At 68.2% G+C, this 15,732-nt stretch carries 14 protein-coding genes; 1 reads left to right on the top strand and 13 read right to left on the bottom strand.

Annotated elements, in window-relative coordinates:
* Nucleotides 1–69: 69 nt before the first annotated feature.
* The 13 genes from trpA to BG90_RS23410 form a co-directional block, all read right to left on the bottom strand.
* Entirely contained in the window at nt 70–885 is an 816-nt protein-coding gene (trpA, locus tag BG90_RS23465; protein WP_010119932.1) for a tryptophan synthase subunit alpha, read from the bottom strand.
* Between the two features lie 141 nt (nt 886–1,026).
* The gene (locus BG90_RS23460; protein WP_010109908.1) at nt 1,027–1,875 is read right to left on the bottom strand and encodes a DNA-methyltransferase; all 849 of its coding nucleotides are present in this window, start codon (nt 1,873–1,875) and stop codon (nt 1,027–1,029) included.
* Between the two features lie 10 nt (nt 1,876–1,885).
* Complete coding sequence (gene trpB / locus BG90_RS23455) at nt 1,886–3,079, bottom strand: tryptophan synthase subunit beta (protein WP_010109909.1); 1,194 nt, start codon at nt 3,077–3,079, stop codon at nt 1,886–1,888.
* A gap of 69 nt (nt 3,080–3,148) precedes the next feature.
* The gene (locus BG90_RS23450) at nt 3,149–3,871 is read right to left on the bottom strand and encodes a phosphoribosylanthranilate isomerase (protein WP_010119934.1); all 723 of its coding nucleotides are present in this window, start codon (nt 3,869–3,871) and stop codon (nt 3,149–3,151) included.
* Nucleotides 3,868–4,680 (bottom strand): tRNA pseudouridine(38-40) synthase TruA, encoded by an 813-nt coding sequence (gene truA, locus BG90_RS23445; RefSeq protein WP_010119935.1) that lies wholly within the window; start codon nt 4,678–4,680, stop codon nt 3,868–3,870. Before truA ends, BG90_RS23450 begins: the two co-directional genes overlap by 4 nt.
* Nucleotides 4,680–7,091: a FimV/HubP family polar landmark protein gene (locus tag BG90_RS23440; RefSeq protein WP_045568407.1), complete on the bottom strand. Its 2,412-nt coding sequence runs from the start codon at nt 7,089–7,091 to the stop codon at nt 4,680–4,682. The genes truA and BG90_RS23440 overlap by 1 nt, the downstream gene beginning before the upstream one ends.
* 134 nt (nt 7,092–7,225) lie before the next feature.
* Complete coding sequence (gene asd / locus BG90_RS23435; protein WP_010109926.1) at nt 7,226–8,347, bottom strand: aspartate-semialdehyde dehydrogenase; 1,122 nt, start codon at nt 8,345–8,347, stop codon at nt 7,226–7,228.
* Nucleotides 8,348–8,431: 84 nt separating this feature from the next.
* On the bottom strand, nt 8,432–8,551 hold the full coding sequence (locus tag BG90_RS37900) for a hypothetical protein (protein WP_010119955.1): 120 nt from the start codon (nt 8,549–8,551) through the stop codon (nt 8,432–8,434).
* 127 nt (nt 8,552–8,678) lie between these two features.
* A complete protein-coding gene (gene leuB, locus BG90_RS23430; RefSeq protein ID WP_010119956.1) occupies nt 8,679–9,746 on the bottom strand; it encodes a 3-isopropylmalate dehydrogenase in 1,068 nt (355 codons plus the stop codon).
* Nucleotides 9,747–9,836: 90 nt separating this feature from the next.
* Complete coding sequence (gene leuD, locus BG90_RS23425; protein ID WP_010109933.1) at nt 9,837–10,487, bottom strand: 3-isopropylmalate dehydratase small subunit; 651 nt, start codon at nt 10,485–10,487, stop codon at nt 9,837–9,839.
* Nucleotides 10,488–10,555: 68 nt separating this feature from the next.
* A complete protein-coding gene (locus BG90_RS23420) occupies nt 10,556–10,702 on the bottom strand; it encodes an entericidin A/B family lipoprotein (protein ID WP_010109935.1) in 147 nt (48 codons plus the stop codon).
* Between the two features lie 4 nt (nt 10,703–10,706).
* Nucleotides 10,707–12,116 carry a 3-isopropylmalate dehydratase large subunit gene (leuC, locus tag BG90_RS23415; RefSeq protein WP_010109937.1) on the bottom strand — a complete coding sequence of 470 codons (1,410 nt, stop codon included), beginning with the start codon at nt 12,114–12,116 and terminating at the stop codon, nt 10,707–10,709.
* A 197-nt stretch (nt 12,117–12,313) separates the two neighbouring features.
* Nucleotides 12,314–12,841 (bottom strand): Lrp/AsnC family transcriptional regulator, encoded by a 528-nt coding sequence (locus BG90_RS23410; RefSeq protein ID WP_010109938.1) that lies wholly within the window; start codon nt 12,839–12,841, stop codon nt 12,314–12,316.
* Between the two features lie 161 nt (nt 12,842–13,002).
* Between BG90_RS23410 and mdeB the strand changes: the two genes are divergently transcribed.
* The gene (gene mdeB, locus BG90_RS23405; RefSeq protein ID WP_010109940.1) at nt 13,003–15,726 is read left to right on the top strand and encodes an alpha-ketoglutarate dehydrogenase; all 2,724 of its coding nucleotides are present in this window, start codon (nt 13,003–13,005) and stop codon (nt 15,724–15,726) included.
* Nucleotides 15,727–15,732 lie beyond the last annotated feature (6 nt).

The raw sequence follows: 15,732 nt of genomic DNA, 5'->3' as shown, positions 1-15,732 counted from the left end.
CGGTGGCGGGCCGGGCGGTCTGCACCCGGACCCGCGGTCAGCTATGTGTTGACTTCTCGCGCGCGTCGCTTACGCGGCCGGCTTGCCCGCGCCGTCGATCGCGGCCCGCAGCTCGGCGACGAACCCCTTGAGCTCGGCGGCGGCGTTGTCCGGCGCGGCCTGCTCGAGCAATTGCACGAGGCGGCTGCCGATCACGACGGCGTCCGCCACCTCGGCGACCGCGCGCGCCGTCGCGGCGTCGCGGATGCCGAAACCGACCCCGACGGGGAGCGGCACGCGCGACTTGATGGCCGGGATTTTACCCGCAATGCTCGAAACATCCAGATTTCCCGCGCCGGTCACGCCCTTGAGAGACACATAGTAGACGTAGCCGCTCGCCACGTGGCCGACTGCGGCGATCCGGTCGTCGGTCGACGTCGGTGCGAGCAGGAAGATCGGATCGATGCCCGCCGCGCGCATCTTGGCGGCGAAATCGTGCGATTCCTCGGGCGGATAGTCGACGACGAGCACGCCGTCGACGCCCGCGTCGTGCGCGGCCGCCGCGAACGCGTCCTCGCCCATCCGCTCGATCGGGTTCGCGTAGCCCATCAGCACGACGGGCGTTTTCTGGTCGCGCTCGCGGAAGCGCTTCACGTCGTCGAGCACGCTGCGGAGCGTCACGCCCTTCTCGAGCGCGCGTTCGGACGAGCGCTGGATCACGGGGCCGTCCGCCATCGGATCGGAGAACGGCACGCCGAGCTCGATTACATCGGCGCCGCCTTCGGCGAGCGCGTGCATCAGCTCGACCGTCTTCGCCGGGTCGGGATCGCCCGCGGTGATGAACGGGATGAGCCCTTTACGACCTTGGGCGGCGAGTGCGGCAAGAGTGTTCTGAATACGGGACATGACTTTTTTCCTGTGTCGATCGGAGTTAGCGCTTCAGCGCTTACTCCGATCCCATGCAAAGCTGTCGATCCGAAGCTGGCGCTTCAGCGCTTACTCCGATCCCATGCAAAGCAACGTTCGCTATCGCGCGCGCCGCGCGGCTCAAGCGTCGGTCGGCGCCGCGAGCGCCGCCACGCGCTCGTGCGCGATCGCGCAATAGCTTTCGTTGATCTCGTAGCCGACGAAGTCGCGCCGCTGCCGCGCGCAGGCCACCGCGGTCGTGCCGCTGCCCATGAACGGGTCGAGCACGCGGCCGCCCGGCGGGCAGCTCGCGAGCACCATCCGCTCGACGATCTCGAGCGGCTTCTGGGTCGGATGGTCGACCCGCTCCGCATGCTGGCGGTGCAGGCGCGACACGGACCAGACGTCCTTCGGGTTGTAGCCGAGCTCGAGCCACTTGCTGCCTTCGAACAGCTTGCGCGAACGCGCTTTCTTCGTATCGGCGTCGTACGGAATGCGGACCGGATCGAGATCGAAGTAATAGCCTTTCGACACCGCGAAAAAGCCGATGTTGTCGTGCACCGACGTGAAGCGGCGCGTCGTGCCGCCCATGCTCGGCACGCGCCGGTCCCAGATGATCTCGTTGACCATCGTGAGCTTCGTCTTCAAAAAACTGAAGATCTCGGGCGCATACTGCCATGTGCAGAACACATACATCGAGCCGCTGGATTTGAGCTTCGGAATCGCGAGATCGAGCCACTCGCGCGTCCACGCGAGATGCTCGTCGCCCGAGCGCTTGTCCGAGTCGTTGCCGTAGTCCTTGCCGAGCCCGTACGGCGGATCGGCGACGATCAGGTCGATCGACGCGTCCGGCAGGCTCGCGGCTTCGGTCAGGAAATCGCGGTTGTGCAATTCGATGCCGGCGGGCAGCGCGCAGGCGGCGGACGCGGCCGGAACCGCTTCCGCTTCGCTCGCCGCGCCGCCTCCCGGCTCTTCGATCAGGTCGCGCATCGGTCGGGTGTCAGAGCGCGATGCCCGATCGCTCGGCGACCGTGTGCATGTCCTTGTCGCCCCGGCCCGACAGGTTGACGAGCAGGATCTTGTCCTTCGGCAGCGTCGGCGCGAGCTTCGTCGCATAGGCGATCGCGTGGCTCGACTCGAGCGCCGGGATGATGCCCTCGATCCGGCAGCACTCGTGGAACGCCTTCAGCGCCTCGACGTCGGTGATGCCGACGTACTGCGCGCGGCCGCTGTCCTTGAGCCACGCGTGCTCGGGGCCGACGCCCGGATAGTCGAGGCCCGCCGAGATCGAATGCGTCTCGATGATCTGGCCGTTCTCGTCCTGCAGCAGGTACGTGCGATTGCCGTGCAGGACGCCCGGGCTGCCGCCGATCAGCGACGCCGCGTGATGGCCTGTGTCGAGCCCGTCGCCCGCCGCCTCGACGCCGATCAGCTGGACGGCCGCGTCGTCGATGTACGGATAGAAGATGCCCATCGCGTTCGAGCCGCCGCCGACGCAGGCGATCACCGCGTCCGGCTGCCGGCCGGCGAGCTCGGGCATCTGCACCTTGCATTCGTCGCCGATCACGCGCTGAAAGTCGCGCACCATCATCGGGTACGGATGCGGGCCCGCGACCGTGCCGATGATGTAGAACGTGTTCTCGATGTTCGTGACCCAGTCGCGCATCGCTTCGTTCAACGCATCCTTCAGCGTGCGCGAGCCGGACTCGACGGGCACGACGGTCGCGCCGAGCAGCTTCATCCGGTAGACGTTCGCGGCCTGCCGGCGCACGTCCTCGGCGCCCATGTAGACGATGCACTCCATGCCGAAGCGCGCGCAGATCGTGGCGGTCGCGACGCCGTGCTGGCCCGCGCCCGTCTCGGCGATCACGCGCTTCTTGCCCATCCGCTTCGCGAGCAGCGCCTGGCCGATCACGTTGTTCACCTTGTGCGCGCCCGTGTGGTTCAGGTCCTCGCGCTTCAGGTAGATCTGCGCGCCGCCGAGCATCTCGCTCCAGCGCTGCGCGTGATAGATCGGCGACGGACGGCCGACGAAGTGCTTCAGTTCGCGTTCGTACTCGGCGACGAAGTCGGGGTCGTTCTTGAATGTCTCGTATGCGGCACGCAGCTCGTCGAGCGCGTGAATCAGCGTTTCGGCGACGAACACGCCGCCATAGGGGCCGAAATGGCCACGATCATCGGGGAGGTTGTACATGACGTCACTCTCGGTTCGACCGCGCGGCGCGCCGGTTCTCGTTTCCGGCGCCCGCCGCGCGGGCTGGCATCACCCGGCGTCCGCTTCGCGCACTGCGCGCACGAACGCCGCCATGCGGGCGCGATCCTTCACGCCCTTTGCGCCCGGCGTTTCGATGCCGCTCGAGACATCGACCGCGAACGGACGCACCTGACGGATCGCGTCACCGACGTTTTGCGCGTTCAACCCACCACTCAAAACGGCCCGACGCGCGAGCTCTGCTGGAATAAGTGACCAATCGAAGACCTTGCCGCTGCCGCCGTAGTGCTCGACGAGGGTGTCGAACAAGAGACCGCGGGCTGCCGAATAGTGAAGAGCCGATTCTACCAAATCGGCCGGCCGAGCCGCCACGCCCACGCGCAACGCGCGCAGCCATGGCAGCCGCGCGGCGGCGGCGAGCGCCGCGCACTGCTCGGGCGTCTCGTCGCCGTGGAATTGCAGCAGCGACAGCGACACTTCGCTCGCGACGCGCGCGAGTTCGTCCGCGGTCGGATTGACGAACAATCCGACGACCGACACGAACGGCGGCACGCGCTTCGCGAGCTCGGCCGCCTGCTCGATCGTCACCGCGCGCGGGCTCTTCGGATAGAACACGAGACCGATCGCATCGGCGCCGAGCTCGGCCGCCCAGTCGACGTCGCCGGGCCGCGACAGCCCGCAGAGCTTGATCCGCGTGCGCGGCGGCGGCGCGGCGCGCTCGGCTTCGTGGCGCGCGTCCGCGGACGGCGCATCGTTCGTCGTGTCGGTCATCATGGTCGTCCGTCCAGATCGGCCCACACGCTGCTCCACGGCACGCTGCCGAGCTGCGCGGGCGGCACCGCGAATTCGGCCGGATAGCCGACGTGCGCGAGATAGAGCCCTTCGGGCATGAAAGTCGGCGCCGCGCAGTCGCGGTCGCGGCTGTCGAGCACCTCCGCGAGCCACGACGCCGGGTAGCGGCCGCGCCCCACCGCGACGAGGCAGCCCATCAGGTTGCGCACCATGTGGTGCAGGAACGCGTTCGCGCGGAAGCGGAAATGGATGAAATCGCCGTCGGGGCGGATGCTGATCTGGTACAGATGCTTGATCGGCGACTTCGCCTGGCACTCGGACGAGCGGAACGCCGAGAAATCGTGCTCGCCGACGAGATGCTCTGCGGCTTCGCGCATCGCGTCGACGTCGAGCGGCATGTGGACCCAGCCCGCGCGTCCGGCGAGCATCGGCGAGCGCACCGGATGCACGTAGAGCGCGTAGTAATAGGTGCGCTCGAACGCGGCGAAGCGCGCGTGGAACGTGTCCGGCATCGGCTTCGCCCACTGCACGGAGACCGTCGACGGCAGGAATGCGTTCGTGCCGCGCACCCACGAGAAGTCCGCGCGGTCGAGCTCCGTATCGAAATGGACGACCTGGCCGAGGCCGTGCACGCCCGTGTCGGTGCGGCCCGCGACCGTCGTGTGCAGCGATGTCTGCGCGAATTCGGCGAGCGCCCGCTCGAGCGCGTCCTGGACGGTCTTGCCGTGCGGCTGCGACTGCCAGCCGCAGAACGCCGCGCCGTCGTACTGAATGCCGAGTGCGATTCTCATCACGACAGATCGGCCAGTTTGGCGAGCATCACGTGCGCTTCGTCGCGCGTGTCGGCGTGACCGGCTTCGATCACTTCGTGCAGCAGCGTGCGCGCGCCGGCGAGGTCGCCGAGCTCGACATATTCGGACGCGAGCTCGAGCTTGTTGCGCGCGATCTTCGCGAGCGCTTCGGGCGTGAACGCCGGCAGCGACGCGCTCGGGCCGGTCGGCAGATCGAGGTCGAAATCGAGGTTCAGCGCGCCGAATTGCGCAACGCCGAGCGGCGGCAGGTTCGGGGACGCGGCCGGCTCGCGACGCGGAGCAGCGGGCGACGGTGCGGCGAACGATGCGCCGGGCTGCGAGGCAGCCGACGGCGGCTCGGCGCGCCCGGACAGCGCGTTCGGCAGTGCGATGCCAGGCGTACCCGCTTCGTGCGGCGCGGCGGCCTGCCTGCGCTGCCCCTCCGGTTGCGATTCGATCGCCGGCGATTCGGCCGCCTGTGCCGCCGCGTCGCCATGTTCGGCTCCGCTCGACGGCGTCGCCTGATGCGGCTCGGCCGCCCACGGGCGGGCCATGGGCGTTTCGTCGCGACGCGATTCGCCCCCATCACGATCGGCCCCTGGCGTTGCTTCGCCATGCTCACCCACATCGTGCGAATCTTCCGCACCAATTGGCTGGCGTGCGGCGGCTTGACCGTTAGTTGCCTTTTGCGCCGAACGCGAATCGGCCGGCTCGGCGTGCTGCGATTCCGCCGCTTGGCCCGCGTCATCCGAAGTCGACGCGCGGGGCGGCAGCGGCATGTCGAGGCTGTCGAGCGCCGCGATCGCATCGTGCGGAAACGCTTGGCGCCACGCGTACGGCGCCGGCTTCGCGCCGGTCTGCGGGACACCGGACTGCGCATCGTCCGATTCGGGCGCGCGCGGCGCGCCGCCTCGCTCGTCCGGCTGCGGCATTTTCAGCGTCAACGGCTCGACGGGCGGCGTTTGCGGTCCACGAGTCGTGGCGATGTCCGGCTCGATCGCCGGCGTCGACTGCGGTTCGGCGAACGTCGATTCGGTCGTCGTCGGCGCAGTCTTCGCTTCAGCGGGCGGCGCGACCGGCGACTCGTGGTGCGCGGCAGCCGTCGCAGCTTGCCCGCCCGCTTCGCGTCGCTCTTCCGCCGCCGCCGCATCCGGCTCGGCCGGCGCGCCGGCAATGGCGGCGACCGCATCCGGATCGAGCGCCGGCGCCGGCGTGAACGCGCCCGGCTCGATCGCGTCGGCGGGCGGTCCCTTCTTGCGCCGGCGCAGCGCGAAGCCCGCGATCAGCGCGACGACGGCCGCGCCGACCGCGATCGCAGCCCCCGAATTGAACGGCAGTTGCGGCGCCGCGGCGCGCGGCGCGGCGCTCACCGGCGGCGTCACGGCAGGCGCGGAAGCGGCGCTCGCCGTCGATCCGGCCGTCGCCGCTTCGGAAGCGGCAGCCTCGGAACCCGCGGCGGACGTCGCCGCGCTCGCCTGCGGCCTCTGCGCGCTTCCGGCCGCCGGGGCGGGCGTCGGCGCGCCGTTCGCGGCAGGCTTGCCGATCCCGTGCTTCTGCAGTTCCATCAACACGCGATTCTTCAGCGCGAGCAGTTGCTGCAGGCTCGACGGTCGCGCTTGCGACGCGCCCGTCGCCGCCTGCGTCGACGAACCCGACGGCGCCTGATTCGCGGCGCCAGGGGCGAGCAACGCTTCCGCGCCGGCCGCCGATGCGCCGCTCGCGGCGGCGGGGGCTTGCTGAATCGAACCGCTCCAGACGTGCGAACTGCCGACCCCGGACGACGCCGCAGGAGCCACCGACTGCGCGACAGCGGACGGCGCATGCGCCGATGCGGCGCCGGGCGCCGATGCGCCGTTCGCGCTCGACGCCGTACCGGCGGCGGCGGAAGCCGCAAGCGCCGCCGCGGCGTGCGACGCCGCCGACGTCGCCGCCGGATGCGAAGCCGCAGCCGGTGCCGCCGACGCAGCCGCATGCGACGCCGCGCCCGAAGCCGAAGCCGAAGCCGAAGCCGCAACCGCACCGCTAGCCGCGGCGCCGCTCGCGGCCGCACCGGCCGCCGCGCCCGTCGCATCGAGCGTCGGCACCGTCAATTGCGCGCCGATCTTCAAGCGGCTCGGATCGCGCTTCATGAACGCCTGCGGATTCGCGTCGAAGAGCGCGCGGCCCGCGCGGGCCAGCACGGCGGGATCGTGCGATTGCGTGACGGCGACGGCGATGTCGTTGAGCGACTGGCCGGGCCGCACGGTGATCGTGAGCGGCGCGGCCTGGTCGCCCGCCGCGGCGCTCGCCGCATCCGGCGCCGCGTGCGCGACGGTCGCGCCGGCAAGTGCAAGGAAGGCGATCGCGACGGCGCGTCGCGCGGACGGGAGGCCGTCAGAGATCGTCGTCGAAGAAAGGAATCGAAGCGTCATCGGCTTGGTCGCCGCGGCATTACGCGGCCTGGGTTCGCGTTTGGAATGAGACAAAATCGGACCGCAAATAAAAAAGCGTCGCGTGAAACGCGACGCTTTCGGGTTGTGTACGCGTCGTAATCGCGTAGTTTACTTTACTTGTCGAGCAGAATGCGCAGCATCCGGCGCAGCGGCTCGGCCGCCCCCCACAACAATTGGTCGCCGACGGTAAATGCCGACAGGTATTCGCCACCCATTGCGAGCTTGCGCAGGCGGCCGACCGGCACCGACAGCGTGCCCGTCACGACGGCGGGCGACAGATCGCGCATCGACGCTTCGCGCTCGTTCGGCACGACCTTCACCCAGTCGTTCGCCGACGCGAGGATGCCGTTGATCTCGTCGAGCGGCACGTCCTTCTTCAGCTTGATCGTCAGCGCCTGCGAGTGGCAGCGCATCGCGCCGATCCGCACGCACAGGCCATCGACCGGAATCGAGCCCGGCTCGCCCATCGCCGGCTTGCCGAGGATCTTGTTGGTTTCCGCGCCGCCCTTCCATTCTTCGCGCGACATGCCGTTGCCGAGATCCTTGTCGATCCACGGAATCAGCGAGCCCGCGAGCGGCACGCCGAACTGGCTCGTCGGCATCGCATCGCTGTTCATCGCGGCCAGCACGCGGCGGTCGATGTCGAGAATCGCCGACGCCGGATCGGCGAGCTGCGCCTGAACCGCGCCGTTCAGCGTGCCCATCTGCGCGAGCAGCTCGCGCATGTTCTGCGCGCCCGCGCCCGACGCGGCCTGGTACGTCATCGCCGTCATCCAGTCGACGAGGTTCTCGCGGAACAGGCCGCCCAGCGCCATCAGCATCAGGCTGACCGTGCAGTTGCCGCCGATGAAATCCTTCGTGCCCTTGACGAGCGCGTCCTTGATCACGTCGAGATTCACGGGATCGAGGACGATCACCGCGTCGTCCTTCATCCGCAGCGACGACGCCGCGTCGATCCAGTAGCCTTTCCAGCCGGCCGCGCGCAGCTTCGGGAACACGTCGTTCGTGTAGTCGCCGCCCTGGCACGTGATGATGACGTCGCACTTCTTCAGGTCGTCGATGCTCGTCGCATCCTTGAGCGTGGTCTCGTTTTTCGCGAATGACGGCGCCTTGCCGCCCGCGTTGCTGGTGCTGAAAAACACCGGCTCGATCAGATCGAAATCGCCTTCTTCCTGCATGCGCTGCATCAGCACGCTGCCGACCATGCCACGCCAACCTACGAGACCTACGTTCATGACTAACCCTTTGCTGGAGCTTCCCCGCCTTTTCCGCCCCCGGCGCGACCGCGCGGGGAAACAGGCGGGCACGACGGACGACGATCAGATTTTCGTGATCGTTTTCGTGATGATGATTTTGCCGACGAGAATGGCGCGCGCACCCGCACGGGCTTCATTGCCGTGGGATTTCAAGACCGGGGAGATCAGGGAATTCAGCGCCATCGTTCGAGTCTACACAAACCTAAGAGGCCGCACAACGGCCAGGAAAACCGGACGGACCCCGTTTTCGGGACCGCCCGGCCGGGCCGCGACGACGAACCGCGCCGAACGCGCGGCCCGTGCGCCGCAATTACAGCGCCGCGACGACCGCGTCGCCCATCGCCGCGGTGCCGACCTTGCTGCAGCCCGGCGTCGCGATGTCGGCCGTCCGGTAGCCCGCCTCGAGCACCTTCTTGACCGCGCTCTCGATCCGGTCCGCCTGCTCGGCGCGGTTCAGCGAATAGCGCAGCAGCATCGCGGCCGACAGGATCGTCGCGAGCGGATTCGCGACGCCCTTGCCCGCGATGTCCGGCGCGGAGCCGTGCGACGGCTCGTACAGGCCCTTGTTGTGCTTGTCGAGCGACGCCGACGGCAGCATGCCGATCGAGCCCGTCAGCATCGCGGCCTCGTCCGACAGGATGTCGCCGAACATGTTGCCCGTCACGACGACGTCGAACGACTTCGGCGCCTTCGCGAGCTGCATCGCCGCGTTGTCGACGTACATGTGCGACAGCCCGACGTCCGGATATTCCTTCGCGACGTCGATCATCACTTCCTTCCAGAGCTGCGACGTTTCGAGCACGTTCGCCTTGTCGACCGACGTCAGCTTCTTGCCGCGCTTCTGCGCGGCCTGGAACGCGACGTGCGCGATGCGGCGCACTTCCGGCTCCGAATAGCGCATCGTGTCGAAGCCTTCGCGCGCGCCGGCGAACGGGCCGTCCGGCGCCTGGCGGATGCCGCGCGGCTGGCCGAAGTAGATGTCGCCGTTCAGTTCGCGCACGATCAGGATGTCGAGGCCCGCGACCAGCTCGGGCTTGAGCGGCGACGCGTCGACGAGCTGCGGATAGCAGATCGCCGGGCGGAAGTTCGCGAACAATTCGAGATGCTTGCGCAGGCCGAGGATCGCCTGCTCGGGGCGCAGCGCGCGCTCGAGCGAGTCGTACTTCCAGTCGCCGACCGCGCCGAACAGGATCGCGTCCGCTTCCTTCGCGAGCTTCAGCGTCGCTTCCGGCAGCGGATGGCCGCTCGCCTCGTAGCCGGCGCCGCCGACAGGCGCCTGTTCGAGTTCGAACGGCTCGTTAAGCGCGTTCAGCACCTTCACCGCTTCGTTGACGATCTCCGGACCGATGCCGTCGCCGGGCAGCACTGCAATCTTCATGCGAAATTCCTGACTGGATGAATGGTTGGATTCGGACGAAGAGCGCGCGCCGGCCGTCGCGGCGCGCGCTCGCGCGAGTAACGGGCGGCGTCAGCCGATCAGCCGGTTGTCGAGCCAAGGCTGCTTCGCGAGCCGCTCCGCTTCGAACTGACGGATCTTGTCCGCGTGGCGAAGCGTGAGGCCGATGTCGTCGAAGCCGTTCACGAGGCAGTACTTGCGAAACGCGGTGATCTCGAACGGATACTCGCGGCCGTCCGGCGCGCGCACGACCTGCGCGTCGAGATCGATCGTGAGCTGATAGCCGTTGAACGCGTACGTCTCGTTGAACAGGTGGTCGACCTGCTGCTCGGTCAGCACGATCGGCAGCAAGCCGTTCTTGTAGCAGTTGTTGAAGAAGATGTCGGCGAAGCTCGGCGCGATGATCGCGCGAAAGCCGTACTGCTGCAGCGCCCACGGCGCGTGCTCGCGCGAGCTGCCGCAGCCGAAGTTCTTGCGCGCGAGCAGAACCGATGCGCCCTGGTAGCGCGGCTGGTTCAGCACGAAGTCCGGGTTCAGCGGACGCTGCGAGTTGTCCTGGCCGGGCTCGCCGTGATCGAGATAGCGCCATTCGTCGAACGCGTTCGGACCGAAGCCCGTGCGCTTGATCGATTTCAGGAACTGCTTCGGGATGATCGCGTCGGTGTCGACGTTCTCGCGATCGAGCGGCGCCGCGACGCCGGTATGCACATTGAATTTTTCCATGATCCGTCAACCAGATTGGAGGCCGGCCGCGCGGGCCGGCGAAATCGAATCGTCGCGCTCGCGCGCCGTCACTCCGCAGCCTTCTTGATCGCGTGGCCGGCGGCGTTGATGTCCTCGCCCATGCCCGCGACCGTGTTGCAGCCCGCAAGGCCGAACGCGAAGCCCGCCAGTGCGATCACGGCGACGAGCCGTCCGAAAAATGCCGTTGCTTTCACGCGCTCACCCCAGCTTGCGAATGTCGACGAAGTGGCCTTCGATCGCCGCCGCCGCGGCCATCGCCGGGCTGACGAGATGCGTGCGGCCGCCCTGGCCCTGGCGCCCCTCGAAGTTGCGGTTCGACGTCGACGCGCAGCGCTCGCCCGGCTCGAGCCGGTCGGCGTTCATCGCGAGGCACATCGAGCAGCCCGGCTCGCGCCATTCGAAGCCGGCTTCGGTGAACACCTTGTCGAGCCCTTCGCGCTCGGCCTGCGCCTTCACGAGGCCCGAGCCCGGCACGACCATCGCGAGACGCACGTTCGGCGCGACGCGGCGATTGAGCTTCTTGACGACGTACGCGGCCGCGCGGATGTCTTCGATCCGCGCGTTCGTGCACGAGCCGATGAAGATCTTGTCGACGTTGATCGCTTCGATCGGCGTATTCGGCGTGAGCGCCATGTAGGCGAGCGCGCGCTCCATCGCGTCGCGCTTGACCGGGTCCTTCTCGCGCTCGGGATCGGGCACGCGGCCGTCGATCGACGTGACCATTTCCGGCGACGTGCCCCACGTGACCTGCGGCACGATCTCCGCCGCGTTCAGCTCGACGACGGCGTCGAACTGCGCGCCTTCGTCGGACCGGAACGTCTTCCAGTATTCGACCGCCTGATTCCATTCCGCGCCCGTCGGCACGAACGGACGGCCCTTCAGGTATTCGACTGTCGTGTCGTCGACGGCGACCATGCCGGCGCGCGCGCCCGCCTCGATCGCCATGTTGCAGACCGTCATCCGGCCTTCCATCGACAGCGCGCGAATCGTCGAGCCGCCGAATTCGATCGCGTAGCCGGTGCCGCCCGCGGTGCCGATCTTGCCGATGATCGCGAGCACGATGTCCTTCGCGGTGCAGCCGCGCGGCAGCGGGCCCTCGACCTTCACGAGCATGTTCTTGCTCTTTTTCTGCAACAGCGTCTGCGTCGCGAGCACGTGCTCGACTTCCGACGTGCCGATGCCGTGCGCGAGCGCGCCGAACGCGCCGTGCGTCGACGTGTGCGAATCGCCGCACACGATCGTCATGCCCGGCAGCGTCGCGCCCTGCTCCGGGCCGATGATGTGGACGATGCCCTGGCGCACGTCGTTCATCTTGAATTGCGTGATGCCGTACGCGTCGCAGTTCGCGTCGAGCGTGTCGACCTGCAGCTTCGACACCGGATCGGCGATGCCGTGGCTGCGATCCGTCGTCGGCACGTTGTGATCGGAGACCGCGAGATTCGCGCTGATCCGCCACACCGGGCGCTGCGCGAGCTTCAGCCCCTCGAACGCCTGCGGGCTCGTGACTTCGTGCAGCAGTTGGCGATCGATGTAGAGCAGTGTGGTGCCGTCCTCTTCGGTGTGGACGACGTGCGAATTCCACAATTTGTCGTAGAGCGTCTGTGCCATGGGTATGCGGGGTCGTTGTAACGGCGAACAAGCGTTCGGATGTGCTCGATTATGCCATGCGAAGCACGCGCCTTTGTACCAGGCAAACTAAAAAACCTATAAAAAACAGTGAGTTGAGTGGTACAGCCGATACGGGTATCAGAATTACCCGGCATGATCCGGACGCGCTCGCGCCACCGGCGGCGCGAGCGCGTCGCTCACACCCATTCCTTCGGCTCGTCGTCGCCGTCGCTCAGCGTGAGCCCGCCCGCGGGCAGCGGCAAAGCGGTCCGATAGCGGACCTGCTTCAGCGCGAAGCTCGACCGGATGTTCGACACGCCGGGAATCGTCGTCAACTGATCGAGGATGAAGCGCTCGAGGCTCTTCATGCTCGGCACGACGACGCGCAGCAGGTAATCGGCGTCGCCCGACATCAGATAGCACTCCATCACCTCGGGCCGCTTGTCGATCGCTTCCTCGAAGCGGCGCAGCGCGTCCTCGACCTGCTTTTCGAGGCTCACCTGGATGAACACGTTGATCCGCAGCCCGAGCGGCTCCGGATTCAGCAGCGTCACCTGCTGCTTGATGAGGCCGAGCTTCTCGAGCGCGCGCACGCGGTTGAAGCACGGCGTCGGCGACAGGTTCACCGCGCGCGCGAGCTCCGCGTTCGTGATCCGCGCGTTCTGCTGCAGTTGATTGAGGATGCCGATGTCGATCCGGTCCAGCCGGCGGGAAGGAGCACTCATAGTACAAATATTCTGAAAACAGAGATTTTTCAGGAATTTATAAGTTACACGAAACCAAAATTCCAGCCAAAAGAGATGCACATTCTGCGGCTCCGTGGATAACCTTGATGCCTGTAGCTACCGATGTCGCTTCCTCGAACCCGCCCCACCTGGAGCCGCGCATGAACGACTTGTCGAACGGTATCCGCCCGGTCCTCTCGGCCGCGCGCCGCCACGACGACACCGATCCGCAGGAAACCGCCGAATGGCTGGACGCGCTCGACGGCGTCGTCGAGCACGCGGGCGCCGACCGCGCGCAGTACCTGCTCGCGCAGCTCGCCGAGCACGCGGCGCGCCGCCGGGTCGCGCCGCCGCACGCGAACACGACGCCGTACGTCAACACGATCCCGCTCGACGCGCAGCCGCCGTACCCGGGCGACCTTCAGCTCGAAGCGCGCCTCGCGGCCGTGCTGCGCTGGAACGCGCTCGCGATGGTGGTTCGCGCGAACCGCGCATACGGCGAGCTCGGCGGGCACATCGCGAGCTACGCATCGGCGGCCGATCTGTTCGAGGTCGGCTTCAACCACTTCTTCCGCGCGGCGGGCGACGCGACGGGCGGCGATCTCGTCTACTTCCAGCCGCACTCGTCGCCGGGCGTCTATGCGCGCGCGTTTCTCGAAGGTTTCCTGAGCGAAGCGCAGCTCGAGCACTATCGGCGCGAGATCGCCGGGCCGGGCCTCTGCTCGTATCCGCATCCTTGGCTGATGCCCGATTTCTGGCAGTTCCCGACGGGTTCGATGGGCATCGGCCCGATCAATGCGATCTATCAGGCGCGCTTCATGCGCTATCTGCAGAACCGCGGGCTGCTGCGCACCGACGGCCGCAAGGTGTGGGGCTTCTTCGGCGACGGCGAGATGGACGAGCCCGAATCGATCGGCGCGCTGTCGCTCGCGGCGCGCGAAGGGCTCGACAATCTCGTGTTCGTGATCAACTGCAACCTGCAGCGCCTCGACGGCCCGGTGCGCGGCAACGGCCGCATCGTCGACGAGCTCGAATCGCAGTTCGCGGGCGCCGGCTGGAACGTGATCAAGGTGCTGTGGGGCTCGGACTGGGACGCCCTCTTCGCGCGCGACGCGACGGGCGCGCTCGCGCGCGCGTTCGCGCAGACGGTCGACGGCCAGTTCCAGACGTTCTCCGCGAACGACGGCGCGTACAACCGCGAACGCTTCTTTGGCCAGGACGATGCGCTCGCCGCGCTCGTCGCGCATCTGCGCGACGAGGACATCGACCGGCTGCGCCGCGGCGGCCACGACGCGCGCAAACTGTACGCCGCATACGACCGCGCGGCCCGCCACGAGGGCCGGCCGACCGTGATCCTCGCGAAGACGATGAAGGGCTTCGGCATGGGCGCGATCGGCCAGGGCCGGATGACGACCCATCAGCAGAAGAAGCTCGACGTCGAGCATCTGCTCGCGTTCCGCGATCGTTTCGAGCTGCCGCTCTCCGACGACGACGTCGAGCAACTGCGTTTCTACAAGCCCGCGCAAGACAGCCCGGAGATGCGATACCTGCATGCGCGCCGGGCTGCCCTGGGAGGCTGCCTGCCCAGAAGGCGGGCAGCGGCGACGACGGCATCGACCGTGCCGTCGTTGCCGTCCTGGGGGCAATTCGCGCTCGACGCCGGCGGCCGCGAGATGTCGACGACGATGGCGATCGTGCGGATGCTGGGCGGCCTGCTGAAGGACGCGGCGCTCGGGCCGCGCGTCGTGCCCGTCGTCGCCGACGAGGCGCGCACGTTCGGGATGGCGAACCTGTTCCGGCAGGTCGGCATCTACTCGCCGCTCGGCCAGCGCTACGAGCCGGAAGACCTCGGCTCGATGCTCTACTACCGCGAGGACACGCGCGGACAGATCCTCGAGGAAGGCATCTCGGAGGCGGGCGCGATGTCGTCGTGGATCGCCGCGGCGACGTCGTACAGCGTGCACGATCTGCCGATGCTGCCGTTCTACATCTACTACTCGATGTTCGGCTTCCAGCGGATCGGCGATCTGATCTGGGCCGCCGCCGACCAGCGCGCGCGCGGCTTCCTGATCGGCGCGACCGCCGGCAAGACGACGCTCGGCGGCGAAGGGCTCCAGCACCAGGACGGCACGAGCCATCTCGCCGCGTCGACGGTGCCGAACTGCCGCGCGTGGGACCCGGCGTTCGCGTACGAAGTCGCGGTGATCGTCGACGAAGGAATGCACGAGATGATCGAGCGGCAGCGCGACACGTTCTACTACCTGACCGTCACGAACGAGAACTACGCACAGCCGTCGCTGCCCGCCGATCGCGCCGACGCGGTGCGCGACGGCATTCTCAAGGGCATGTACCCGCTCGACGCGGCGGCGCTGCCCGCCGCGCAGGTGCAGTTGCTCGGCTCGGGCGCGATTCTCGGCGAAGCGCAGGCGGCCGCGCGGATGCTGCGCGACGACTGGCACATCGACGCGGCCGTCTGGAGCGTGACGAGCTTCACCGAGCTGCAACGCGACGGCATCGCGGCCGAGCGCGCGCGGCGCCTCTTCGATGCCGACGAAATGAACAAAAACGCGACGCCTTACGTCACGTCCGCGCTCGCCGCGACGCAAGGGCCGGTGATCGCCGCGACCGACTATGCGCGCGCGCTGCCCGAGCTGATCCGCGCGTACGTGCCGCGCCGCTACGTGACGCTCGGCACCGACGGCTTCGGCCGCAGCGACACGCGCCAGGCGCTGCGCGCGTTCTTCGAGGTCGATCGCGGCTCGATCGTGATCGCCGCGCTGCGAGCGCTCGCCGACGACGGGGTCGTGACGCGCGACGTCGTGCGCGATGCGATCGAGCGCTACGGCAAGCGCGACACGTCGCGCACGCCGCCGTGGGAGCGGTGACGGCGC

Source organism: Burkholderia oklahomensis C6786 (assembly GCF_000959365.1).
Taxonomy (GTDB): Bacteria; Pseudomonadota; Gammaproteobacteria; order Burkholderiales; family Burkholderiaceae; genus Burkholderia; species Burkholderia oklahomensis.
This window is presented reverse-complemented; position numbering and strand designations above follow the sequence as displayed.